The organism is Azoarcus olearius (genome assembly GCF_001682385.1).
In the GTDB taxonomy this organism is placed as follows: Bacteria; Pseudomonadota; Gammaproteobacteria; order Burkholderiales; family Rhodocyclaceae; genus Azoarcus; species Azoarcus olearius.
In genome coordinates, this window is sequence record NZ_CP016210.1 from 3,510,468 (window position 1) to 3,533,598 (window position 23,131).

Annotated in this window: 22 protein-coding genes; 15 read left to right on the forward strand and 7 right to left on the reverse strand. The window is 69.8% G+C overall.

Features of this window, described 5'->3' with window-relative positions; all coding sequences use genetic code 11:
* Positions 1–142 precede the first annotated feature (142 nt).
* Entirely contained in the window at positions 143–2,008 is a 1,866-nt protein-coding gene (mutL, locus tag dqs_RS16060) for a DNA mismatch repair endonuclease MutL (protein WP_065341122.1), read from the forward strand.
* Positions 2,009–2,038: 30 nt separating this feature from the next.
* Here mutL and dqs_RS16065 read toward each other — a convergent pair whose 3' ends face one another.
* Entirely contained in the window at positions 2,039–2,611 is a 573-nt protein-coding gene (locus dqs_RS16065; protein ID WP_065341123.1) for a DUF4124 domain-containing protein, read from the reverse strand.
* A 221-nt stretch (positions 2,612–2,832) separates the two neighbouring features.
* On the opposite strand from dqs_RS16065, the gene nikR reads away from it, so the two are divergent.
* Positions 2,833–3,315 (forward strand): nickel-responsive transcriptional regulator NikR, encoded by a 483-nt coding sequence (gene nikR, locus dqs_RS16070; protein WP_011766853.1) that lies wholly within the window; start codon positions 2,833–2,835, stop codon positions 3,313–3,315.
* 181 nt (positions 3,316–3,496) lie between these two features.
* Positions 3,497–3,763 carry a hypothetical protein gene (locus dqs_RS16075; RefSeq protein WP_011766854.1) on the forward strand — a complete coding sequence of 89 codons (267 nt, stop codon included), beginning with the start codon at positions 3,497–3,499 and terminating at the stop codon, positions 3,761–3,763.
* 10 nt (positions 3,764–3,773) lie between these two features.
* On the opposite strand, the gene dqs_RS16080 is transcribed toward dqs_RS16075, so the two are convergent.
* On the reverse strand, positions 3,774–4,670 hold the full coding sequence (locus dqs_RS16080) for a DNA ligase (protein WP_084018608.1): 897 nt from the start codon (positions 4,668–4,670) through the stop codon (positions 3,774–3,776).
* Between the two features lie 210 nt (positions 4,671–4,880).
* On the opposite strand from dqs_RS16080, the gene miaA reads away from it, so the two are divergent.
* Positions 4,881–5,843, forward strand: coding sequence for a tRNA (adenosine(37)-N6)-dimethylallyltransferase MiaA (miaA, locus tag dqs_RS16085; protein WP_065341124.1), 963 nt, complete (start codon positions 4,881–4,883; stop codon positions 5,841–5,843).
* 32 nt (positions 5,844–5,875) lie between these two features.
* Positions 5,876–6,421 carry a DUF1415 domain-containing protein gene (locus dqs_RS16090; protein WP_065341125.1) on the forward strand — a complete coding sequence of 182 codons (546 nt, stop codon included), beginning with the start codon at positions 5,876–5,878 and terminating at the stop codon, positions 6,419–6,421.
* Positions 6,422–6,478: 57 nt separating this feature from the next.
* Here the strand turns inward: dqs_RS16090 and dqs_RS16095 are convergent, their stop codons facing one another.
* The 4 genes from dqs_RS16095 to purM form a co-directional block, all read right to left on the reverse strand.
* Positions 6,479–6,925 (reverse strand): hypothetical protein, encoded by a 447-nt coding sequence (locus dqs_RS16095; protein ID WP_065341126.1) that lies wholly within the window; start codon positions 6,923–6,925, stop codon positions 6,479–6,481.
* A 21-nt stretch (positions 6,926–6,946) separates the two neighbouring features.
* On the reverse strand, positions 6,947–10,030 hold the full coding sequence (locus dqs_RS16100) for an efflux RND transporter permease subunit (RefSeq protein ID WP_065341127.1): 3,084 nt from the start codon (positions 10,028–10,030) through the stop codon (positions 6,947–6,949).
* Positions 10,031–10,039: 9 nt separating this feature from the next.
* Positions 10,040–11,137, reverse strand: a complete 1,098-nt coding sequence (locus tag dqs_RS16105) for an efflux RND transporter periplasmic adaptor subunit (RefSeq protein WP_065341128.1) — start codon at positions 11,135–11,137, stop codon at positions 10,040–10,042.
* 135 nt (positions 11,138–11,272) lie between these two features.
* Positions 11,273–12,331, reverse strand: coding sequence for a phosphoribosylformylglycinamidine cyclo-ligase (gene purM / locus dqs_RS16110; protein ID WP_065341129.1), 1,059 nt, complete (start codon positions 12,329–12,331; stop codon positions 11,273–11,275).
* 219 nt (positions 12,332–12,550) lie between these two features.
* Here purM and dqs_RS16115 point away from each other — a divergent pair, with 219 nt between their 5' ends.
* The 10 genes from dqs_RS16115 (at position 12,551) to dqs_RS16160 (ending at position 20,362) form a co-directional block, all read left to right on the forward strand.
* Complete coding sequence (locus dqs_RS16115) at positions 12,551–13,669, forward strand: AI-2E family transporter (protein WP_011766862.1); 1,119 nt, start codon at positions 12,551–12,553, stop codon at positions 13,667–13,669.
* Positions 13,666–14,355, forward strand: a complete 690-nt coding sequence (gene hda / locus dqs_RS16120; RefSeq protein ID WP_065341130.1) for a DnaA regulatory inactivator Hda — start codon at positions 13,666–13,668, stop codon at positions 14,353–14,355. Before dqs_RS16115 ends, hda begins: the two co-directional genes overlap by 4 nt.
* Before the next feature lie 37 nt (positions 14,356–14,392).
* Positions 14,393–15,055, forward strand: a complete 663-nt coding sequence (locus tag dqs_RS16125) for a histidinol-phosphatase (protein ID WP_065341131.1) — start codon at positions 14,393–14,395, stop codon at positions 15,053–15,055.
* A 90-nt stretch (positions 15,056–15,145) separates the two neighbouring features.
* Positions 15,146–16,504 (forward strand): polynucleotide adenylyltransferase PcnB, encoded by a 1,359-nt coding sequence (pcnB, locus tag dqs_RS16130; protein ID WP_065341132.1) that lies wholly within the window; start codon positions 15,146–15,148, stop codon positions 16,502–16,504.
* The gene (gene folK, locus dqs_RS16135) at positions 16,504–17,001 is read left to right on the forward strand and encodes a 2-amino-4-hydroxy-6-hydroxymethyldihydropteridine diphosphokinase (protein WP_065341133.1); all 498 of its coding nucleotides are present in this window, start codon (positions 16,504–16,506) and stop codon (positions 16,999–17,001) included. The genes pcnB and folK overlap by 1 nt, the downstream gene beginning before the upstream one ends.
* A gap of 6 nt (positions 17,002–17,007) precedes the next feature.
* Positions 17,008–17,391 carry a DMT family protein gene (locus dqs_RS16140; RefSeq protein WP_011766867.1) on the forward strand — a complete coding sequence of 128 codons (384 nt, stop codon included), beginning with the start codon at positions 17,008–17,010 and terminating at the stop codon, positions 17,389–17,391.
* A gap of 7 nt (positions 17,392–17,398) precedes the next feature.
* Complete coding sequence (locus dqs_RS16145) at positions 17,399–18,040, forward strand: deoxynucleoside kinase (RefSeq protein ID WP_011766868.1); 642 nt, start codon at positions 17,399–17,401, stop codon at positions 18,038–18,040.
* Positions 18,041–18,124: 84 nt separating this feature from the next.
* On the forward strand, positions 18,125–18,940 hold the full coding sequence (panB, locus tag dqs_RS16150) for a 3-methyl-2-oxobutanoate hydroxymethyltransferase (protein WP_065341134.1): 816 nt from the start codon (positions 18,125–18,127) through the stop codon (positions 18,938–18,940).
* A 16-nt stretch (positions 18,941–18,956) separates the two neighbouring features.
* The gene (gene panC / locus dqs_RS16155; RefSeq protein ID WP_011766870.1) at positions 18,957–19,784 is read left to right on the forward strand and encodes a pantoate--beta-alanine ligase; all 828 of its coding nucleotides are present in this window, start codon (positions 18,957–18,959) and stop codon (positions 19,782–19,784) included.
* Between the two features lie 131 nt (positions 19,785–19,915).
* Complete coding sequence (locus dqs_RS16160; protein WP_041642742.1) at positions 19,916–20,362, forward strand: CBS domain-containing protein; 447 nt, start codon at positions 19,916–19,918, stop codon at positions 20,360–20,362.
* Between the two features lie 82 nt (positions 20,363–20,444).
* Here dqs_RS16160 and pepN read toward each other — a convergent pair whose 3' ends face one another.
* The gene (pepN, locus tag dqs_RS16165; protein ID WP_065341135.1) at positions 20,445–23,129 is read right to left on the reverse strand and encodes an aminopeptidase N; all 2,685 of its coding nucleotides are present in this window, start codon (positions 23,127–23,129) and stop codon (positions 20,445–20,447) included.
* Positions 23,130–23,131 lie beyond the last annotated feature (2 nt).

The window sequence follows — 23,131 nt, forward strand, 5'->3', positions numbered from 1 at the left end:
GCCGGTGGCCCCTGGCACCGCGAGCCGCCATTATTTTTCGACCAACATGATAGCGCCCGCCTTCCGGACGCAGCGGCCGGCCGGCGGGGCCCGCGCCGTATAATCCACCGCCCGTGACACCCGCCACGCCACGCCCGCCCCCATGCCCCAGATCCAGCGCCTGCCCGACCTCCTCGTGAACCAGATCGCCGCCGGCGAGGTCGTCGAACGCCCCGCCTCGGTACTCAAGGAAGTGCTGGAAAACGCGGTGGACGCCGGGGCGCGCGCCGTCGAGGTTCAGCTCGAACAAGGCGGCGTACGCCGCATCCGGATTACCGACGACGGCTGCGGCATCGCCCGGGACGAACTCGCGCTCGCGCTCGAACGGCACGCCACCAGCAAGATCGCCACGCTCGACGATCTCGAACGCGTCGGCACCATGGGCTTTCGCGGCGAGGCGCTCGCCGCGATCGCCGGCGTGGCCCGCACCGTCATCACCAGCCGTGCCGAAGGCGCGGCGCACGCCTGGCGCATCGACGGCAGCGACCGCAGCCTGGCGCCGGCGGCGCTCAACCAGGGCACCGTGGTGGACGTGGCCGACCTCTACTACAACACCCCCGCGCGGCGGAAATTCCTCAAGTCGGAAGGCACCGAGTACGCCCACTGCGACGAGGTCTTCCGCCGCGTCGCGCTGGCGCGGCCGGACATCGCACTGCAGCTGTCGCACAACGGCCGGGTGGCCCACCGCCTGCCGGTGGGCGAGCCGGTGCGCCGCATCGCCGCGCTGATGGGGGACGACTTCCTTGCGCAGGCGCGCGCCGTGGTGGCCGAAGGCGGCCCGCTGCGCCTGACCGGCTACGCTTCGCTGCCCGCCTATTCCCGCGCGAGCCGCGACGCGCAGTATTTCTTCGTGAACGGCCGCTTCGTGCGCGACAAGCTGCTGACCCACGCGCTGCGGCAGGCCTACGCCGACATCCTGCACGGTGCCCGCCACCCGGCCTACGTGCTGTTCCTCGAACTCGACCCGGCCGGCGTCGATGTGAACGTGCATCCGGCCAAGATCGAGGTCCGCTTCCGCGACTCGCGCGCGGTGCACCAGTTCGTGTTCCATGCCGTCAGCCGCGCCCTGGCCGAGTCGGGCGCGGCGCTCGCCGGCGGCAACGGCGCGGGCGAGCCGGCCCCGCTGCCCTCCTCGGTGCAGCGCGTCGCCGCCTCCCCGCCCGCCGCCGGTGCCGGACAGTGGCCGTCCGCGCAGGCGGTGCAGGGCCGCCTGGCAATGGATTCCGGCGCGGCCAGCCACCGCTATTACGACTTCGTCGCCGCGGCCCGGCCGGACGGCACGGGCGGCGCAGCAGGCGCCGCCGGCCTGGTCGCCGCGCCGCCGCGGATGGATGCCGCGGCAAGACCCTCCGGCTACGCCCGCGCGCCACTGCCGAGCGCCGACAAGGCGCCCCCGCTCGGTTACGCGCTCGCGCAGTTGCACGGCATCTACGTGCTGGCCCAGAACGAATCCGGCCTGGTGCTGGTGGACATGCATGCCGCGCACGAACGCATCCTGTACGAGAAGCTCAAGGTCGTGCTGGACGGCACGCCGTCCATCCAGCGCCTGCTGATCCCGGCGGTGTTCTCGGTCAGCGCGCGCGACCTCGCGGTGGCGGAAGAGTGCGGCGAGGTGCTGGCGCGGATGGGTTTCGAAGTCGGCGTCGCCGGCCCGCAGGAACTCGCCGTGCGGACGGTGCCGGCCCTGCTCGCGAGCGCACCGGTGGCAGAACTGATGCGCAAGCTGCTCGAAGAACTGCGCGAATTCCCCGCCACCGAGGTGATCACCGCGCGCCGCAACGAACTGCTTGCCACGATGGCCTGCCACGGCGCAGTGCGCGCCAACCGGACGCTGACGCTGCCCGAGATGAACGCGCTGCTGCGCGACATGGAAGCCACCGAGCGCGCGGACCAGTGCAATCACGGCCGGCCGACCTGGACGCAGCTCACGATGGCCGATCTCGACCGCTTCTTCATGCGCGGCCAGTAGGCCAGGCGGGCCCTGCGCTGGCGGGCGCCGTCAGCGGCGCGGGCCGGGCTCTTCCCCGCCGACCGGCCCCAGCCGGATCGACGCCCCCGGGCGCGGCGGCGGATCGCTGCGCGGCGGATCGCGGTCGGGCTTGCCCGGGGGGTGGGAGGGAGGATGGGGAGGATGAGGCGGATACGCGGACGGATAGGGGCGCACCGGCACCGGTACCGGAACCGGCACGTAACGCGACGCGCCGAGCGGCCGCCCCTCGTCGTCGCAGGGTTCGCGGTACTCCCGCTCGCAACGCTCGCGCAGGGCCACGCGCCGGCTCTCCTCGCGCTCGGCGCGCAGCGCATCTTCACGCCGTTGGCGGCGCTCCTCTTCCAGTTCCCGCTCCAGCCGCTCCAGCCGCTCTGCGTCGGCGCCTGCGGCCGGAGGCCCATTGCGTTCGACCGGCGGAGGCGGCATCACGCTGACGCTGCCGCGGCCGCCGATCGGCTCCGCCTTCACGCCGGGCGGCGGCTCGGTGCCGTAGCTCAGCTGTCCGTTCGCGTCGCGCCAGCGATAGACCGTCTGCGCCGCGGCATCGCCAGCGGCCACCAGCGCCATCAGCAGTCCCAACATCGGCAACGGTCTCATCTGCTCATCCCCTCGGCCCGACCTGGGCATCCGGCTGCAGTTTAGCGCGCCCGCGGCGCGACCGGTCTTATCCCCAGCGACGGTGCACAGCGCGCTGGAAAAGCTGTGGATAAGGCGGCCGCCGCGAGCGGCGGCGGGGCCTCGCGGCGCTGCCCAGCTTTTGGGCAAGCGGCTAAGATGAAGCCCCCTGCCCGCGCGGAGCCGCCATGGAACGCTTCACCATTTCGCTCGAGGACGAACTCGCGCGCGATTTCGACGCCCTGATCGCCGAACGCGGCTACGCCAGCCGGTCCGAAGCCGTGCGCGACATGCTGCGGCGCGAACTGGAAGCCGCCCGCCAGCGCCGCGGCGACGGAGGCCACTGCATCGCCAGCCTCAGCTACGTCTTCAACCATCACGAGCGCGATCTCGGCGAACGCCTGACCGGCATCCAGCACGACCACCACGACCTCACGGTATCCACGCTGCACGCCCATCTCGATCACGACAACTGCATCGAATCGACGATTCTGCGCGGGCCCACCGAAGCGGTGCGGCGCTTTGCCGATTCGATCATGGCGCAAAGCGGCGTGCGCCACGGCCAGCTCAACCTGATCTCGGTGGACCTCGCCCACCCGCAGCACGCGCACGGCCACGATCACAGCCATCCGCACGGCCCCGGCCACTTCCACTACCGCCCGCGGCGCTGATCGGGTTCGCCGACAACGCGACGTCGCATCTGCGACAGCGCGCCCCCACCCGCGGCCGACGACTACCGCAAGCGCTTGAATTGACGGGCTTGCACGCCTCGCCCCGAAGACGGCACGAGGCTTGCATCGGTGCTCCGCAGGTCCACGCACAAGGACCACCCCAACCACAACGGAGCAGGCCATGCAGGAACTTGCGACACTCACCGACAAGCACGGCACCCCGATCGCCGTTGGCGACGAAGTACGCGTGCTGTCCGTCACGCTGGACAGCGACATGGAAGACGACGAGCGCGAGATGTTCGAATTCATGATCGGCGCGATCTGCGAGGTCGAACGGGTAGACGACCAGGGACGCGCATGGGTCACCATGTGGTGGAGCTGCGGCGACGGCAACGCCACCACCAGCGTCGGCCTGGAGCGTCACCAGATGGAAATCGTCCGCCGCTGAGCGGACAGCGCTAGGGGAGTTCGCGCACCCGCAGGAAGCGCGGAAAGCGCGGCAGCCCCTTGCCGGTGAGTTCGCGGTAGCGATAGGTGACGAGGCTGCCGACGGGCGGAGGCGCGCGGCGCTGCGCGTCGTCGAGCCCGCTGCCGAGGCGGAAGCGGCGGCCGTCTGCGGCCTCGACCTCCAGCGCGCCGACGACGCCGGCGAGCCGCCCCTTGCCGGCGACATACCCCACCACCCGCGCCTCGTCGTCCAGCCAGGGCGTCAGCTTGAGCAGGGTATCGACCCGCCCGGGGCGCCAGGCCGCATCGGCCCGGTGCAGCATCAGACCCTCACCGCCCGCCTTCACGGTTGCAGCCAGACGTGCCTGCAGTTCGGCCCGGTCCCGCACGCGGGATTGTGCGACGGCCTGCAGCCAGGGCACCCCGGCAGCTGCGACGATGCGGCGCAGCTCGGCCTCGCGGGCAGCAAACGGCCCCGCCGCTGCCGGCAGCTCGAACACCATGTAGCGCACCGCCCGCCAGCCCGCGTCGTCCGGCTGCTGGCGCCGCACGAGGCCGGAGAGCGCCTCGAAACGTCCGCGCCCCAGCCACAGTTCGCCGTCGAGCGGACGGCGCGGCAGCGCGGCGACAAACCAGCCGGGCGCCTCGATCCGCTGTCCGCTGCGAAAGCGCAGTTCGGTGCCGTCCCAGTAGGCGCGCACACCATCCAGCTTTTCGCTGACCAGATAGGCGGCCGGATCGATGTCGTCGCGATAGCGCCCCGCCAGCATCAGCGCCGGCGGAACGACAGCCGGCGCGCGCTCCGCAGCCGCGGGTTCGATCGCATTTGCCGGCAAGACCGACAGCAGGGCGAGTGCCACACAGGCGGCGGCGAGCAGGCTAAGCGCGAAAGGCGGGCGTGAGTTCAAGGCGGACTCCTGGGTGAATGGCGGCGCGAGCGAGTTGCGACCCGCAATAATGCCATTTGCATCCACCGGAACACATCCTTCTCCGCCTCACGCGTGCCCCCGGCGCGCAGCGACGACCATCCGCCAGCAAGCGCGCCGCCCCGCGCACGCGGCACTCGCCGCCGCCTCGCTGTCGGCGGATAATGGCCGCCCGCCTGCGCCTGCCCGATCGTGTCGAGCCCCGAATCCGCCCTGCCCCCCGCCCTGCTGCTGCTCGGCCCCACCGCCAGCGGCAAGACCGCCAGCGCGCTCGCGCTCGCCGCCACGCTGCCGGTGGAGATCATCAGCGTGGATTCGGCCCTGGTGTACCGCGACATGGACATCGGCACCGCCAAGCCGAGCGCCGCCGAACAGGCGGTCTGCCCGCATCACCTGATCGACGTCGTGAGCCCCGAAGAAGCGTATTCGGCGGCCCGCTTCTGCGCGGAAGCAAGCGTGCTGATGCGCGACATCAGCGCGCGCGGCCGCATTCCGCTGCTGGCGGGCGGCACCATGCTGTACTTCAAGGCGTTGCGCGACGGCCTGTCCGACCTGCCGCCCGCCGACCCCGTGCTGCGCCGGGCCATCGAGGAACGCGCCGCCGCAGCGGGCTGGCCGGCACTGCACGCCGAGCTTGCCCGGCTGGACCCGGACGCGGCCGCACGTCTCGAACCCACCGACGCCCAACGCATCCAGCGGGCGCTCGAAATCGTCACGCTCAGCGGCGCGCCGCTGGCGGCCAGTTACGCACGCCGCGAAGATGCACCCCTGCCCTGCCGGCTGCTGCCGATCGCGCTCGCACCGTCGGACCGTGGGGTGCTGCACGCCCGCATCGAACAGCGTTTCGACCAGATGCTGGCTGCGGGCCTGGTCGATGAAGTCGCCGCGCTGCGCGAGCGCTACGTCCTGCAGCCGCAAATGGCCTCGATGCGCTGCGTCGGTTACCGGCAGGCGTGGGAATTCCTCGACGGCGAGATCGACCGCGCCACGCTGCGCTTCAAGGGCATTGCCGCCACCCGCCAGCTGGCCAAGCGCCAGCTCACCTGGCAGCGCCAGTTCCGCGACCAATGGCCGGAGCTGGTCGAACTCGACTGCCTCGCGCCCGATCTGCCGCAGCACGTGCGCGACACCGCCCTGCGCCTGCTCGGCGCCTGACCTGCAACCCCTTCTTTTCCGGAACAACGACCATGGAAGAACAAGTCCGCGAAGACGTCCGCCAATGGCTGGAGAAGGTCGTCATCGGCCTCAACCTCTGCCCCTTCGCCGCCAAACCCTTCGCCGAGCGCCGCGTGCGCATCCACGTCAGCGCGGCAACCGACGAAGAGGCACTGCTCAACGACCTGCAGAGCGAACTCGAGCGCCTGTCCGACACCCCGGCGGCAGAGCTGGAAACCACGGTGATCGCGATTCCGCATCTGCTGGAGAACTTCGACGACTACAACCAGTTTCTCGACCTGGTCGACCTGTGGCTGGAGCAATTCGGCTGGGAGGGCGAACTGCAGGTGGCGAGTTTCCACCCCGACTACCAGTTCGCCGAGACCGAGCCGGACGACGCCGGCAATCTCACCAACCGCTCGCCGTGGCCGCTGCTGCACCTGATCCGCGAAGAGAGCCTCGAAGCGGTGCTGGCGCACTTCCCGGACGTCGACCAGATTCCGGAACACAACATCGCCCGCATGAAGGTGCTGTCGGACGAGGACAAGCAGCGCCTCTTCCCCTACCTGTTCGGCTGAAGGTAAAAAAAAAAACGCCGGGACAGCCCGGCGTTTTCTTTGGTGCTGTCCGCGTGCTCAGGCAGCGGTGCGGACCACCGCCGGGGCGGCCTGCGCGGGCGGCCGTTCAGCGTTTTCCAGATAGCGCTGCACCGCCTGATTGCCCGCCGCACTGGCGGCGTCCGGCTGCTGCTCCGGGCGCGTCGTCGGCAAGCCGCGCGCCACGGCGTCGGCCGCGCTGTCGCCATCGCCGTCCGCGCGCGGAGCGCGCTGCGTTTGGGCGGGGGCCGCGGTGGTCATCACCGCCTCGGGGCGGCTGGCGCTGTCGGCTGCCGGCGCGGCGTCGGCAGCCGCGGCCGCACGCGCCTCGGGGCTGATGCTGACCTGGGTTGCCGACGGCGCGGCGGCGCCGGTCGGCGCGGGAGCGCTTTCGCCCGCACGCGAGCGCTCCACCGCCGGCTGCTGCAGGCGGCTGGCGCTGAGGGCGGCGCTGTCGGTGGAGGGCAGACGCATCGAAGTGTCCATGTTGAAATGTCCCGCGCTGGTTCAGCCGGCCATGCCGGCGGAGACCGATTCGACGGTATCGCTGTCGTGCTCGCGTTCACGGCGAGCGAGCAAAGTATAGACCGTCGGCACCACGAACAAGGTGAAGAAAGTACCGAGCGACAAGCCGCCGACGATCACCCAGCCGATCTGCTGGCGGCTCTCGGCCCCGGCGCCGGTGGCGAGTGCGAGCGGGATCGCGCCCAGCACCATCGCCCCGGTGGTCATCAGGATAGGGCGCAGGCGCAGCACCGCGGCTTCGACCACCGCCTCGCGCAGCGCGCGGCCCTGTTCGCGCAACTGGTTGGCGAACTCGACGATCAGGATGCCGTGCTTGGTGATCAGGCCCACCAGCGTCACCAGCCCGATCTGGCTGTAGACATTGAGTGTGCCGCCGGTCAGACGCAGCGCGGCCAGCGCGCCGGCCATCGACAGCGGCACGGTCAGCATGATGATCAGCGGATCGCGGAAGCTCTCGAACTGGGCCGCCAGCACCAGGTAGATGAAGGCCAGCGCGAGCACGAAGGCAAGCGCGAGGCTGGCCGAACTGGTCTTGAACTCGCGCGACATGCCGTCGTAATCGGTGGTGTAGCCCGGCGGCAGGATGCGCGCGGCGGCGGCATCGAGGAAGTCGAGCGCCTCGCCGAGGGCGAAGCCCGGTGCGAGGTTGGCGCTGATCGTGACCGCGCGGCGCTGGCCGAAGTGGTTGAGTTCGCGCGGGCTGACCGTCTCCTGCACCCGCACCAGGCTGGCCAGCGGCACCATGTCGCCGCTGCGCGCGCGCACGAAGATGTCGCGGATGTCGCGCGGACCCGCGCGCTCGCCCGCCGCCACCTGCACCAGCACGTCGTATTGCTCGGCATCCTTCTTGTAGCGCGTCACCTGGCGTCCGCCGAGCATGGTTTCCAGCGTGCGGCCGATGACCTCCACCGACACGCCGAGGTCGGCTGCGCGGTCGCGGTCCACCTCCACCGCCAGCTCCGGCTTGGTCAGTTTCAGATCGGTGTCCGGCGACACGAAGCCCGGATGGCGGTGCATTTCGTCCAGCATGCGCTCGGTGTAGGCCGCCAGTTCGTCGTACGAGGCCGACGTGACGATGACGAAGCTGACCGGGCGGGTACGCGGACTCTGGCCGAAGGCCGCCGGCAACACCGGAAAGGCGTTGAGGCCGGGAATGGCGCGCAGCTGCGGCTGCAGTTCGGCGGCGATCTCTTGCGCGCTGCGCTTGCGCTGCGACCAGTCGTTGAAGCCGATGAAGGAAATGCCCTGTGACACGGTCGGATTGCCGGCGACGACGAAGTAGCGGTCGACATCGCCGGTGCGGCTGAAGATGTCTTCGATCTGGCCGGCGTAGCGCGTCATGTAGTCGATCGTGGCGCCCTCGGGGCCGTTGAAGATCGCCATCACGCGGCCGCGGTCCTCGATCGGCGACAACTCGGACTTCATCTGCGTCAGCAGCAGCCCCGCGAACGCGGCGACGGCCACGAACGCCAGCATCACCACCCAGCGCAGCCCCAGCATCGCTTCCAGCGCGCGCCGGTAGCCCGCGGTGAGCCATTCCAGAAAACCTTCGATCGCGTTGTACACCCGGCCGTGGCGGGGCTCGTGGCGCAGCAGTCTGGAGCACATCATCGGCGACAGCGTCAGCGCGACAAAACCGGAAACGATCACCGCGCCCGCCAGCGTCAGTGCGAACTCGGTGAACAGCTTGCCGGTGCGCCCGGTCATGAAGGCGACCGGCGCATACACCGCGGCCAGCGTGATCGTCATCGCCACCACCGCGAAGCCGATCTCCTTCGCCCCGCGGAAGGCGGCGGCGAGCGGTGCCATGCCGTCCTCGATGTGGCGGTAGATGTTCTCCAGCACCACGATCGCGTCGTCCACCACCAGGCCGATCGCCAGCACCAGCGCGAGCAGCGTCAGCGTGTTGATCGAGAAGCCGAACACCAGCATCAGCGCAAAGGCGCCGACCAGCGACACCGGGATCGTCACCAGCGGCACCAGCATCGCGCGCCAGTTGCGCAGGAAGAACAGGCACACCAGCGCCACCAGCACCACCGCTTCCCAGATCGTCGAGAACACCGAGGCGATCGAGCGCTCGATGAATACCGTGGAGTCGTTGGCGATGCTCATGGTCATGCCGGCCGGCAGTTCCTCCTCCAGCCGTGGCAGCAGTTCCATCAGCCCGCGCTTGAGGTCGAGCGGGTTGGCGGTGGATTGCTTGATCAGCCCGAGCGAGATCGCCGGCTTGCCCATGAAGCGCACGCTGGTGCGTTCATCCGCCGGCGCCACCTCGACGCGGCCGATGTCGCGGATCCGCACCGGGTAGCCGCCCGGCGTGCCCGCCTGCCGCACCACCACCGCCTCGAACTGCGCCGGCTCGGCAAGATCGGTGCGCGCCACCACGGCGAACTCGCGCTCGCGGCTTTCGATGCGGCCGGCGGGCAGCTCGATGTTCTGACGCCGGATCGCGTCCTCCACGTCCTGCGGCGTGAGGCCGAACGCGGCAAGGCGGTCGCGGTCGAGCCAGATCCGCATCGCGTAGCGGCGCTCGCCGAACACGCGCGCGTCCGCCGCGCCCGGCAGCGTTTGCAGGCGCGGCTTGATGATGCGGCTGGCGACATCGCTCATCTCCAGCGCGGAATGGCGGTCGGACGCGAACGCCACCCAGATGATCGGGCTGGCGTCGGCCTCCACCTTGGCGATCACCGGCTCCTCGACGTCGTCCGGCAGCCGCCGGCGCACGCGCGACACGCGGTCACGCACGTCGGCGGCGGCGCTGTCGGCGTCGCGCTCGATGCGGAAGCGCACGGTGATCTGGCTGCGCTCCTGGCGGCTGATCGAGGACAGCACATCCACGCCCTCGATGCCGGCCAGCGAGTCCTCCAGCGGCTTGGTGACCTGCGATTCGACGATTTCGGCGCTGGCCCCGGTGTAGAGGGTTTCGACCGTCACCACCGGTTCGTCGATGTTGGGATATTCGCGCACCGTGAGGCGCGAGTACGACATCAGTCCGACCAGCAGCACCATCAGCGACAGCACGGTGGCGAACACCGGGCGCTTGATGCAGATGTCGGACAGCACCATGGCGGTGGCTCAGTCCGCGACAGCCGCTGCCGCGGCGACCGGCGGAACCACCCGCACCGGCGCGCCATCGCGCAGCTTGAGGTGGCCGGCAGTGACGACCAGGTCGCCGACGGCGACGCCGTCCACCACTTCCACCACGGCCTCGCGGCGCGCGCCGGTCTTGACCTCCACCCGCCGCGCCACGCCGTCGCGCACCCGATAGACGTACTGGGTGTCGCCCGGCGCGGGCACCAGTGCCTCTTCCGGCAGCACCGGCACCGCGGGGCGCTCCTGCAGGATCAGCCGCACCCGGGCGAACATGCCGGGCCGCAGCCGGCCTTCGGCATTGGGCAGGCGGGCGCGCATCACCACCGCGCGCCCCTGCGCGTCGACCAGCGGGTCGATCGCGTCGACGCGTGCGCTGAAGCGCTCGCCCGGCAGCGCGTCGCTGCTCACCTCCAGTGTCTGCGCCGGGCGGATGCGCTGCAGGTAGGTTTCGGGCAGGCGGAAATCGACCTTGAGGGTGTCGATGTCCTCGATATTGACCAGGACCTCGCCCTCCTTGATGTAGTCGCCCACGCTGACCCGGCGGATGCCGAGCACGCCGTCGAAGGGCGCGCGGATGCGGGTGCGCTCGAAGCGGGCCTGGGCCAGCGCACGCCCGGCGCGCGCCACCTCCAACCTGGACGCAGCCTCGTCGCGCGCGCTCTGGCTGACGAACTTGCGCGCGAACAGGTCCTCCGCGCGGCGGTGATCGGCTTCAGCCAGTTGCAGCGCGGCATTGGCCTGCTGCAGTTCGGCCGACTGCAATGCAGCGTCCAGTTCGACCAGCACGGTGCCGCGCGCCACCGGCATGCCTTCGCGGAAGTGGATGCGGGCGATGCGGCCGGCCACTTCGGGCCGCAGGATGACCGATTCGTTGGAGACCAGCGTGCCCACCGCGCTGACGTCGTCGGGCATGCTGCGCGTCGCCACCGCCGCCGCTTCCACATCCACCGCGGCCGGCGCCGCAGGGGTGGCCACAGCGGCAGGGCTGCCGGCGCCACGGTTGGCCTGCCAGGCGAAGCCGCCGAGCGCGAGCAGGCCGATCGCACAGAGAACAAGGACAAGCGGGCGGCGACGGGTCATGGGCGGGGTCGGTGGGCCGGCGCCACGACGGCGCCGCGGAAACGGAAAGCCGGCGCGCGGTGCGCGCGTCGCCGGCACTCAAGCCGAGACAGCCCGCCACGGCGCAAGTTGCACCGCGCGGGCGGGACTGCGCCCTCAGGCGACGATGGTCTGCGCCTCGCCGTCCTTGCGGCTGTCGATGCGGCCGATGCGGTACACCGTCTCGCCGGCGGCGGCCATCTGGGCCGCCACCGCGTCGGCAACGTCGGCGGCGACCACCACGGCCATGCCGATGCCGCAGTTGAACACCCGGTACATTTCCTGGGTATCGACGTTGCCGGCCTGCTGCAGCCACTGGAACAGCGGCGGCAGCGTCCAGCTCGCGGCGTCGATGCGGGCGGTGAGTTCGTCGCGCAGGATGCGCGGCACGTTCTCGGTGATGCCGCCGCCGGTGATGTGGGCCATGCCCTTCACCACGCCCGGCATCGCCTGCATCAGCGCGAGCAGCGGCTTCACGTAGATGCGGGTGGGTTCCATCACCACGTCGCGGAACGTGCGGCCGTGGAAGTCGGCGTCGAGGTCGGGCTTGGCGACTTCGATGATCTTGCGCACCAGCGAATAGCCGTTGGAATGCGCGCCGCTGGAAGCCAGCCCGAGCACCACGTCGCCCGGCACGATCTTCGAGCCGTCGATGATGTCCGCCTTTTCAACCGCGCCGACGGCGAAGCCGGCGAGATCGTATTCGCCTTCCGGGTACATGCTCGGCATCTCGGCGGTTTCGCCGCCGATCAGCGCGCAGCCGGCGAGTTCGCAGCCGTGAGCAATGCCCTTGACCACGTCGGCCGCGGTATCCACATCGAGCTTGCCGCAGGCGAAGTAGTCGAGGAAGAACAGCGGCTCGGCGCCCTGCACCAGGATGTCATTGACGCTCATCGCCACCAGATCCTGACCGACCGTGTCGTGCTTGTTCAGCTGGAAGGCGAGCTTGAGCTTGGTGCCGACGCCGTCGGTACCCGACACCAGCACCGGCTCCTTGAACTTCTTCGACAGCTCGAACAGCGCGCCGAAGCCGCCGATGCCGCCGAGCACTTCCGGCCGCATCGTGCGCTTGGCAAACGGCTTGATGCGGTCGACGAGGGCGTCGCCCGCCTCGATGTCGACACCGGCGTCGCGATAGGAAAGGGAGCTGGGGGAAGCGGAATTGGAGACGCTCAAGATCGGTCCTCTGACTAGCAGGATGCGGGGTCGGCGCCAGCCCGGATGCATAAGGCTTGAGGCTGCAACGCCAACTGGCTACAGTTACGGGTCCGCAGGGCCACCGGGCCCCACGCCAAGTGCGCGATTTTACTTGAAATACCCCCGGTGACACCCGCTTTCTCGCTCGCCCCGTCCACTCGTAACGACACCGCCGTACCGGCCCAGCCCTCTTCGCCCATGACCTCCGCCCGCGCCGACCGCCTGCAGACCGCCGCCTGGGCCCTGGTCGCGCTCGCGCTGGTCGGGCTGTTCTGGCTGCTGTCGCCCATCCTCGCGCCGTTCGCGGTGGCCGCGGTGTTCGCCTACATCTGCGACCCCGCCGTCAACTGGATGGTCGTGCGGCGGGTGCCGCGCCCGGCCGCGGTGCTGCTGGTCATCACCGGCCTGGCCCTGATCCTGGTCGCGCTGACGCTGATCCTGGTGCCGATGCTGTACCGCGAAGCAGTGACGCTGATCCAGCGCCTGCCCGATCTGGTCGAAGTCTTCAACCAGCGCGCCGCCCCGCTGCTGCGCGAGCACCTCGGCATCCGCCTGCAGCTCGACGCCGGCCAGGCGCGCAAGTGGCTGGCGCAGAACGCCGACACCGCGCAGGACGTGATCCCGATCCTGCTCGGCCACATCAAGACCGGCGGCCTCGCGCTGATCGCCCTGGTCGCCAACCTCTTCCTGGTGCCGGTGGTGATGTTCTACCTGCTGCAGGACTGGCCGCGCCTGCTCGCCGCGCTGCAGCGCTCGGTGCCGCGGCCCTGGCTGGAGCGGACGATGCGCATCATCCGCGACATCGATTCGGTGCTGTCCGAGTTCCTGCGCGGGCAGCTGTCGGTGATGCTGCTGCTCGCGGTGTTCTACAGCGTCGGGCTGTGGCTGGCGGGGCTCAACTTCGCATTGCCGGTCGGGGTCATCACCGGCCTGCTGGTCTTCATTCCCTACGTCGGCTTCGGCGGCGGGCTGGTGCTGGCCATCCTCGCCGCGCTGCTGCAAGGCGACGGCTGGTCGACCCTGATCGGTGTAGGCGTGGTCTACGGCCTCGGCCAGCTCATCGAAAGCTTCGCGCTGACGCCCTATCTGGTGGGCGAGCGCATCGGCCTGCACCCGCTCGCGGTGATCTTCGCGCTGATGGCCTTCGGCCAGTTGTTCGGCTTCGTCGGCGTGCTGGTTGCGCTGCCGGTCAGCGCGGCGCTGCTGGTCGCACTGCGCGAAGTGCGCAGCGCATGGTTCAGCAGCCGGCTCTACCTCGGCACCGGGCCGCACATCGCCACCGGCGCCGAAATCCAGGACATGGACGCGCCGCGGTGAAGCAACTCGTACTCGACATCCGCCCCGACGCGCCGCCGTCGCTCGACAACTTCGTCGCCGGCGCCAACGCCGAACTGCTCGCCGCGCTGTCGCTGCTCGGCTCGGCGGAACAGGCCGCCGCACTTCCCGCCCGCCACCTCTACCTGTGGGGTGCCCGCGGCAGCGGCCGCAGCCACCTGCTGCGCGCCGCCACCGCCGCGGCCGGCGGGCAGCGCCCGGTGCACCTGCTCGACGCCGCGACGATCGGCGACACCCTGCCGGACACCGCCGACGCGCTGGTCGCCATCGACGACATCGACCAACTCGGCGACGCCGCGCAGATCGCGCTTTTCAACGCTTTCAACCGTGCGCGCACCAATGGCCAGGCGCTGCTGCTGGCAGGCCCGTGCGCGCCGCTGGAACTCACGCTGCGCGAGGACCTGCGCACCCGCATCGGCCAGAGCCTGATCTACGAGGTGCAGCCGCTCGACGACGATTCGCGCGCCGCCATCCTGGTCGCGCTCGCCGAGCGCCGCGGGCTGCGGCTGGCGGACGAGGTGATCGACTTCCTGCTGCGCCACGGCCGCCGCGACCTGCCCAGCCTGCTGGCGGTACTCGAAGCGCTCGACGCCGCCTCGCTCGAACGCAAGCGCGCGGTCACCCTGCCGCTGCTGCGCGAGATGATGCAGCAGGGCCTGGCGATCTGAGCCCGCAGCCCCCTTTACCCTCAACGGAAACCGCTTCGTGGATCTCGTACTCTTCGACCTCGACAACACCCTGCTCGCCGGCGACTCCGACTTCGCCTGGGCCCAGTTCCTGATCGCCAAGGGCGTGCTCGACCGCGAGGTGCAGGAAGCGAAGAACGTGCAGTTCTACGAGCAGTACAAGACCGGCACGCTCGACATCTTCGAATTCCTCGACTTCCAGCTCGCCCCGCTCGCGCGCCACCCGCGCGCGCAGCTCGACGCCTGGCACCGCGAATTCCTCGATGGCACGATCCGGCCGATGATCACCACCCGCGCGCGCCAGCTTGTGGCCGAGCATCTCGACCGCGGCGCGCTGGTGGCCGTGGTCACCGCCACCAACAGCTTCGTCACCGGCCCCATCGTGCGCGAATTCGGCATCCCGCACCTGGTGGCGACCATTCCCGCGCAGGAGAACGGCGCCTTCACCGGCAAGCCGCGCGGCCTGCCGGCGTTCAAGGCGGGCAAGATCGAGCGCGTGGAAACCTGGCTGGAGTCGCTCGGGCTCTACCTCGGCAGCTTCGAGCGCAGCTGGTTCTACAGCGACTCGCACAACGACCTGCCGTTGATGTCGCGCGTCTCCAACCCGGTGGCGGTCGATCCCGACGACACCCTGCGCGCCCATGCCCAGAACCACGGCTGGCCGGTGATCTCGCTGCGCTGACGCCACACCCACGGACACCGCCGCGCCGCCGCGGCGCGCTCCCATCAGTTATGATTGCGGGCTCTTGACGCCCTCCACACCGACCCGCCGATGATCCGCAAACTGCTGCGCAAGGTCTTTACCCGCCAGGCGCCGCCAGCCGCCCCCGAACCCGCCCTGATCCCGGTCGACCAGCACGGCATACGCCGCGAGCAGTTGTCGCCCGCCGCACGCAAGGTGTGTTCGGTCCTGCAGGAACACGGCTACAAGGCCTTTGTCGTCGGCGGCGCGGTGCGCGACCTGCTGATCGGCCATCCGCCCAAGGACTACGACGTCGCCACCAGCGCCACGCCGGAGGAAGTGCGCGCGCTGTTCCGCCGCGCCCGCATCATCGGCCGCCGCTTCAAGATCGTGCACGTGATGAGCGGGCCGGAGACGATCGAGGTTTCCACCTTCCGCGCGCTGCAGGACGCCGAATCGGCCGAAACCGACGAACACGGCCGCGTGCTGCGCGACAACGTCTATGGCTCGCAGGCCGAAGACGCCACCCGGCGCGACTTCACCGTCAATGCGCTGTACTACGACCCGGGCACCGAAACCATCGTCGACTACCACCACGGCGTCGCCGACGTGCAGCAGAAAACCCTGCGCATGATCGGCGACCCGCGCACGCGCTACCGCGAAGACCCGGTGCGCATGCTGCGTGCGGTGCGGCTCGGCGCCAAACTCGGCCTCAGCATCGACCCCGCCGCGCGTGGACCGATCCGCGAGATGGCGTCGCTGCTGGAAAACGTGCCGGCGGCGCGCCTGTTTGACGAGATGCTCAAGCTGCTGCTGTCCGGCTACGCGGTGAAGTGCCTGCGCCAGTTGCGCGAGGAAGGCCTGCACCACGGCCTGCTGCCACTGCTCGACGTCATCCTTGAACAACCGATGGGCGAGCGCTTCGTCTGGCTGTCGCTGGAAAACACCGACGAGCGGGTGCGCCAGGACAAGCCGGTCTCGCCCGGCTTCCTGTTCGCCACGCTGCTGTGGCACGAAGTGCTGGCCAACTGGGAAACCAAGAAGCGCGCCGGCGAGCACGCCCAGCCCGCGCTGTTCCAGGCGATGGACGACGTACTCGACGCCCAGGCCGGCAAACTCGCGATCACGCGCCGCATCGTCGGCGACATCAAGGACATCTGGGCGCTGCAGCCGCGCTTCGACAAGCGCAGCGGCAAGATGCCCTACCGCCTGATCGAACAGCCGCGCTACCGCGCAGGGTGGGACTTCCTGCGCCTGCGCGCGCAATCGGGCGAAATCCCGCTGGACGTCCCCGAGTGGTGGGACCGCTTCGCCCACGCCGGCCACGACGAGCGCGACGCCCTGCTGCGCGACGCGCCGCAGGCCGAGGCACCCGCCAAGAAGCGCCGCCGGCGGCGGCGCAAACCCGGCGGCGCCGACAGCGCCGCACTGCCCGCCGAAGCCTCGTGATGACCGCCCCGACGCGCGCCTACGTGGCGTTCGGGGCCAACCTCGGCGATCCGGCTGCAGCCTTTGCCTTGGCACTAGAACGCATCGCCGCCCTGCCCGGCACCCGCATCGCCGCCCGCTCGGCGCTCTATCGCACCGCGCCGGTCGGTGTGGGTGTTGATCTGAGCGGCCAGCCCGACTACATCAATGCGGTGATCGCGCTCGACACCACGCTCGCACCGCATGCGCTGCTCGATGCGCTGCTGGCGATCGAGCACGAGGGCGGCCGCACCCGCGACTACCACCAGGCGCCGCGCACCATGGACCTCGACCTGCTGCTGCACGGCGACACGGCGCTGGACGACCCCGGCCTGGTGCTGCCCCACCCGCGCATGCACCAGCGCGCCTTCGTGCTGCAGCCGCTCGCCGAGATCGCACCGACCGCGGTCGTGCCGGGCCACGGCGCCGTTGCCGACCTCCTCGCCGGAGTTTCCGGCCAAGCCATCCAACGCCTCTGACCCCCGATGCCTCCCCTGCTCCAAGCCGCGGCAACGCCGCTCCAGGCCCTGCCGGTATGGCTGCAGACCGCCGGCCTGCTCACCGTCGCCAACGTGTTCATGACCTTCGCGTGGTACGGCCACCTGAAGAACATGCACAGCAAGGCGTGGTACGTGGCGGCGCTGGCAAGCTGGGGAATCGCGCTGTTCGAATACCTGCTGCAGGTACCCGCCAACCGCATCGGCGCCACCGAACTCAACATCGGCCAGCTCAAGATCATGCAGGAGGTGATCACGCTGCTGGTGTTCATCCCCTTTGCCGTGCTGTACATGAAGCAGCCGCTCAAGCTTGACTATCTGTGGGCGGGCTTGTGTATGCTGGGCGCGGTCTATTTCATCTTCCGCAACTAGGCACACCATGCTCGACAAGGCCCGCTACATCGTCGTCGAAGGCCCGATCGGGGCTGGCAAGACCTCGCTCGCGCGCCGCCTCGCGGCCCGCCTGCCGGCCGACACGCTGTTCGAGCAGCCCGAAACCAATCCCTTTCTCGGCCGCTTCTACCAGGGTTCCGACCGCTGGGCGCTGGCCACCCAGCTCTCCTTCCTGTTCCAGCGTTTCGACCAGCTCGCGGCCCACGCCGCCGACCAGGCCGAAGGCCGCCGCGTGGTATCCGACTTCGTGCTCGACAAGGACCCGCTGTTCGCGGCGCTCAACCTCGCCGACGACGAGCTGGCCCTGTACCACCGCATCTTCGACGCAATGAAGCCGCCCGCGCCGCCGGTGCCCGACCTCGTGATCTACCTGCAGGCCAAGCCGGAGACCCTGGCCGAACGCGTGCGCAAGCGCGGCATGGATGCCGAGCGGCGCATCACCGAGGCCTATCTGGAACGCGTTGCCGAGCGTTACGCGCGCTTCTTCTACGAATACGACGCAGCGCCGCTCTTCGTCGTCGACGCCGGCGTGCTCAACCCGGTCGACCACGACGAGGACTTCGAGCTGCTGCTCGACCGCCTACGCAATATGCGTAGTTATCGGGAATTTTTCGGCTACGCCGGCTGATCCCTCCTCCGCCTCCCGCCCGCCGCGCCCACTTGTGCGCCGCATCAGTTTGCGGAAAACTCCCGCCTCCCTACGGAGTCTGCCATGAGCTATCTTCAGGACGACAAGCCCGTCACGCTCTTCGAACTCGGCAAGATGCGCGCCGAAGGCCGCAAGATCGCCATGCTCACCTGTTACGACGCGAGCTTCGCCGCGCTGCTCGAACGCAATGGCGTCGACGTGCTGCTGGTGGGCGATTCGCTCGGCAACGTGTTGCAGGGCCAGAAATCCACGCTGCCGGTCACGCTGGAGCAGATGGCCTATCACACCGAATGCGTGGTGCGCGGCAGCTCGCGCCCCTTCGTCGTCACCGACATGCCCTTCGGCAGCTACCAGGAAAGCCCCGAGCAGGCGATGCGCAACGCCGCCCGGCTGATGGCGGCCGGTGCCGAGATGGTCAAGCTCGAAGGCGGTGCCTTCATGGCCGAGACCGTGCGCTTCCTGGTCGAGCGCGGCGTGCCGGTCTGCGCCCACATCGGGCTCACGCCGCAATCGGTGCATCAACTCGGCGGCTATCGCGTGCAGGGCCGCAGTGAAGAAGGCGCAGCCCGGCTGAAGGCCGACGCGCTGGCGCTGGAACAGGCCGGCGCCGCGCTGGCCGTGCTCGAGATGGTGCCCGCGGCAGTCGCCAGCGACATCACCCGCAGCCTGTCCACGATGGCAACGATCGGCATCGGCGCCGGTGCCGACTGCAGCGGCCAGGTGCTGGTGCTGCACGACATGATCGGCGTCTATCCCGGCAAGAAGGCCCGCTTCGTCAAGAATTTCATGGAAGGTGCCGCCAGCATCGACGCGGCGGTCGCGGCCTATGTCGCCGCCGTGAAGGACGGCAGCTTCCCCGCCGCCGAACACTGCTACTGATCCCGCGGACGCCGCCATGCAAATCCACACCACCGTCGCCAGCCTGCGTGCAGCCCGCGCCCGCGCCGGCCGCGTCGCCCTCGTCCCCACCATGGGCAACCTGCACGATGGCCACATCGCGCTGATGCGCCAGGCTGCCGGCCGGGCGGATTGCGTGATCGCCAGCATCTTCGTAAACCGGCTGCAGTTCGGCCCCAACGAAGATTTCGACAAGTACCCGCGCACGCTGCAGGCCGACATCGAGCGCCTGGAGGCAGCCGGCGTCGCCCATCTGTTCGCGCCTGACGAATCCGAGATGTACCCGCAGCCGCAGCGCTACCACGTCGATCCGGCGCCGGCGCAGGTTTCCATTCTCGACGGCGAATTCCGCCCCGGCCACTTCCGCGGCGTCGCCACCGTGGTACTGAAGCTGCTCAACATCGTCCAGCCGGACGTCGCGCTGTTCGGCAAGAAGGACTACCAGCAGCTGATGGTGCTGAGCAACATGGTGCGCGAGTTCGCGCTGCCGATCGAAGTGCTGCCCGGCGACACCGTGCGTGCCGACGACGGCCTCGCGCTGTCCTCGCGCAACGGCTACCTCTCCGCCGCAGAACGCGCCGAGGCGCCGCGCCTCTACGCGCTGCTCTGCCGCATCCGCGACGCGGTGCGCGCGGGCGACCACGACTTCCTCAAGCTCGAAACCGAGGCAATGGCGCAGCTGGAAGCCCACGGCTGGGCGCCCGACTACATCGCCATCCGCCGCCAGGCCGACCTCCAGCCGCCGGTGCATGCCGACGATCCGCTCGTGGTGCTGGCCGCCGCCCGCCTCGGCCGCACCCGCCTGATCGACAATCTCGAAATCTGACGCCACGCCCCTGCCCATTCCGGGATCAGGGTTCGCCCGCGTTGCCACTGCAAATTCCTCGGCCCAAGCTATGCTGGAAACGTGCTGCTGTGCGGCAGCACGCCACCACCACGCTTGCAAGGGAGATGCAGATGACCGTGACCGTCAGACAGATCCTGGAAGAAAAGGGTAGCCGGACCTACTCCGTGCGGCCCGACTGCTCGGTATTCGAAGCGCTTGGGGTGATGGCCGAGTTCGACATCGGCTCGGTGATCGTGGTCGACAACGAGCGCCTCGTGGGGATCTTCACGGAGCGCGACTACGCCCGCAAGGTGGTGCTGAAGGGCCTCGGCTCGCGCGACGTCAGCGTCAGCGAGCTGATGACGCCCAACCCCTGCACGGTAACGCCGACCCACACGGTAGACGAGGTCATGGCGATCATGACCGAGAACCGCTTCCGCCACCTGCCGGTGGTCGACCACGGCCGCATCGTCGGCATGGTGACGATCGGCGACATGGTGAAGTCGGTGGTCAGCCAGCAGCAGGCGACGATCCGCCACCTGTCCAGCTACATCGCCGGCGACATCGCGGTGAATTGACGGCAGGCCGCGGGCACTGCCCGCGGCCGTGCCGCTCCGGTCCGCGCGCGCCGACCGGGCGGGCGCGGACCGGGCGGGCGCTTCATCCCAGCGCCTTGCCCACCACTTCTTCGACGTCGGGCGACAGCCCCGCCGCGGCGAGCACGCGCTCGAGCTGCGGCCGGATGCTGGCCTGCAGCGCGGGCGTATAGCGCTTCCAGTTCTCCAGCGCGCGCGCCATGCGGGCCGCCACCTGGGGATTCTTCGCGTTGAGCGCGATCACCTGATCGGCCCAGAACGCGTGGCCGCTGCCGTCCGCCGCATGGAACTCCGCGGCGTTGGCCCGGAAGAAGGTGCCAAGCAGCGCATAGACCTTGTTCGGGTTGGCGAGGCTGAAGGCTGCGTCAGTCATCAGCGCACGCACCCGCTCCAGCGTCGGCGCGCTGTCGGCTTGCCAGCGCCATGCGCCGGCCTGCAGCGCGAACCACTTGTCCAGCACCAGCGCATCGTCGCGGTAACGGGCCTGGAAGGCCGCCAGCGCCGCGTCGCGCGCCGGGCTCGTGCTCTGCACCAGTGCCGCCAGCGCGCCGAAGCGTTCGGTCATGTTGCCGGCGCGCTCGAAGGCGGCCTGGGCGTGGCCGAGGCCCGCGGCGTCGCCCGCCGCGGCAAGGTAGCGCAGCGCGAGGTTGGCGAGTGCGCGCCGGCCGGCGTCGGCGGGGTGATAGCGGTAGGGGCCGGGAACCTGCATCGACTCGAACAGCGCGAGCCAGTCCGCTGCCAGCGATTCGCCCAGCTCGCGCATCAGACCGATGAGCGCGGCCCGCAGCGCCGCCGGATCGGCCGGGGCCATGCGTTCGAGCAGATAGGCTTCGCCCGGCAGGGCTGCCGCCTGGGCGCGGAACGCCGGGTCAAGCGTGGCATCGGTCAGCAGTGCACGGAAGGCGGCGACAAAGGCGGCCGGGGCCTGCTCGACGCGTCCTTCGGCGTGGGCGCGAGCCAGCGCCAGGATGACGCGCTCGGCGTAGCGCTGCGCCGCATCCCAGCGATTGCAGGGGTCGGCGTCGTGCGCCATGCGGAAGCCCAGGCGTGCGTCGTTCTCCTCCACGTCCAGGATCACCGGCGCCGAGAACCCGCGCAGCAGCGAAGGAACCGGTTCCGCCGCCAGTCCGATGAAGCGGAAGCGTTGTTCGGCTTCGGTCAGCGTCAGCAGCCGGGTGGTGGGCCCGGCCTGCTTCTCGCCATCGAATTGCAGCGGCATGTCCTTGCCGTCGGGGCCGATCAGGCCGACCGCGACCGGGATCACCAGCGGCAGCTTGTCGTCCTGGCCCGGCGTGGGCGGGGTGTGCTGGGTCAGCGTCAGCGTGTAGCTGGCGTCGGCCGCGTTCCACTCGCCGCGCGCGCCCACGCGCGGCGTGCCGGCCTGGCTGTACCAGCGCATGAACTGGTCGAGGTCGAAGCCATTGTTGGCCTCCGACATCGCCTCCACGAAGTCGTCGCAGGTGACAGCCTGGCCGTCGTGGTAGCTGAAGTAGAGGTCCATGCCGTTGCGAAAGCCCTCCGGCCCCAGCAGGGTGTGCAGCATGCGGATGACTTCGGCGCCCTTCTCGTACACCGTGGCGGTGTAGAAGTTGTTGATCTCCTGGTAGCTGTCAGGGCGGATCGGGTGCGCCATCGGCCCGGCATCTTCCGGGAACTGCGCCGCGCGCAGCACGCGCACATCGTCGATGCGCTTGACCGCGCGTGCCGAGGCCGCGCCTTCCGGGCCGGCCGCACGCGCCAGCATGTCGGCGGAGAACTGCTGGTCGCGGAATACCGTCAGGCCTTCCTTCAGCGTCAGCTGGAACCAGTCGCGGCAGGTGACGCGGTTGCCGGTCCAGTTGTGGAAGTACTCGTGCGCCACCACGCTCTCGACGTTCTCGTAGTCGATGTCGGTGGCGGTGTCGGGCTTGGCCAGCACGAACTTGGTGTTGAAGATGTTGAGGCCCTTGTTCTCCATTGCCCCCATGTTGAAATCGGCCACGGCGACGATCATGAAGCGGTCGAGGTCGAGTTCCAGGCCGAAGGTTTCCTCGTCCCAGCGCATCGAATGCACCAGCGAGTCCATCGCATGCTCGACGCGATCGATGTCGGCCGCCGCCACCCACACCTGCAGCAGCACCTTGCGCCCGGATGCCGTCTCCACTTCGCGCTCCAGCGCCACCAGGTCGGCCGCCACCAGCGCGAACAGGTAAGAGGGCTTGGGAAAGGGGTCTTCCCAGCGCGCGTAATGCCGTCCGCCCGGCAATTCGCCGGTCTCCAGCAGGTTTCCGTTCGACAGCAGCACCGGGCAGCTGGCGCGGTCCGCCTCCAGCGTCACGGTATAGCGCGCCATGACGTCCGGACGGTCCGGAAACCAGGTGATCCGGCGGAAGCCCTCGGCCTCGCACTGCGTGAAGAAGCCGCCGCTCGACAGGTACAGGCCGGACAAGGTGGTGTTGGCCTTGGGGTCGATCCGGCTGCGGATCTCGACCACCGCGCGTTCGCCTTCGACGTCGATTTCGAGCAGCGTGGCGTTCTCGCGCAACCCCTGCGGGACCGCGCCATCCACCGTCAGCGCAAGGCGCTCCTGGGCCTCGCCCCACAGCCGGATCGGGCCCGGCTCCGCCGCCGGATTCCGCACGCAGACCATGCGGTTGGTCACCACGGTGGCGGTGGGATCGAGCTGGAAGTGAAGGTCGATGCGTTCGACCGTCCAGGAAAGCGGCCGGTAATCGGCGCGCGCGATGGTTGGGGCGTGTTCTGTTTTCATGG

What these genes read in the sequence shown, in the direction of transcription:
- mutL (WP_065341122.1), top strand. Translation starts at nt 143, where the DNA reads ATGCCCCAGATCCAGCGCCTGCCCGACCTCCTCGTGAACCAGATCGCC.
- dqs_RS16065 (WP_065341123.1), bottom strand. Translation starts at nt 2,611, where the DNA reads ATGTTGGGACTGCTGATGGCGCTGGTGGCCGCTGGCGATGCCGCGGCG.
- nikR (WP_011766853.1), top strand. Translation starts at nt 2,833, where the DNA reads ATGGAACGCTTCACCATTTCGCTCGAGGACGAACTCGCGCGCGATTTC.
- dqs_RS16075 (WP_011766854.1), top strand. Translation starts at nt 3,497, where the DNA reads ATGCAGGAACTTGCGACACTCACCGACAAGCACGGCACCCCGATCGCC.
- dqs_RS16090 (WP_065341125.1), top strand. Translation starts at nt 5,876, where the DNA reads ATGGAAGAACAAGTCCGCGAAGACGTCCGCCAATGGCTGGAGAAGGTC.
- dqs_RS16095 (WP_065341126.1), bottom strand. Translation starts at nt 6,925, where the DNA reads ATGGACACTTCGATGCGTCTGCCCTCCACCGACAGCGCCGCCCTCAGC.
- dqs_RS16100 (WP_065341127.1), bottom strand. Translation starts at nt 10,030, where the DNA reads ATGGTGCTGTCCGACATCTGCATCAAGCGCCCGGTGTTCGCCACCGTG.
- dqs_RS16105 (WP_065341128.1), bottom strand. Translation starts at nt 11,137, where the DNA reads ATGACCCGTCGCCGCCCGCTTGTCCTTGTTCTCTGTGCGATCGGCCTG.
- dqs_RS16115 (WP_011766862.1), top strand. Translation starts at nt 12,551, where the DNA reads ATGACCTCCGCCCGCGCCGACCGCCTGCAGACCGCCGCCTGGGCCCTG.
- pcnB (WP_065341132.1), top strand. Translation starts at nt 15,146, where the DNA reads ATGATCCGCAAACTGCTGCGCAAGGTCTTTACCCGCCAGGCGCCGCCA.
- folK (WP_065341133.1), top strand. Translation starts at nt 16,504, where the DNA reads ATGACCGCCCCGACGCGCGCCTACGTGGCGTTCGGGGCCAACCTCGGC.
- dqs_RS16140 (WP_011766867.1), top strand. Translation starts at nt 17,008, where the DNA reads ATGCCTCCCCTGCTCCAAGCCGCGGCAACGCCGCTCCAGGCCCTGCCG.
- dqs_RS16145 (WP_011766868.1), top strand. Translation starts at nt 17,399, where the DNA reads ATGCTCGACAAGGCCCGCTACATCGTCGTCGAAGGCCCGATCGGGGCT.
- panB (WP_065341134.1), top strand. Translation starts at nt 18,125, where the DNA reads ATGAGCTATCTTCAGGACGACAAGCCCGTCACGCTCTTCGAACTCGGC.
- panC (WP_011766870.1), top strand. Translation starts at nt 18,957, where the DNA reads ATGCAAATCCACACCACCGTCGCCAGCCTGCGTGCAGCCCGCGCCCGC.
- dqs_RS16160 (WP_041642742.1), top strand. Translation starts at nt 19,916, where the DNA reads ATGACCGTGACCGTCAGACAGATCCTGGAAGAAAAGGGTAGCCGGACC.
- pepN (WP_065341135.1), bottom strand. Translation starts at nt 23,129, where the DNA reads ATGAAAACAGAACACGCCCCAACCATCGCGCGCGCCGATTACCGGCCG.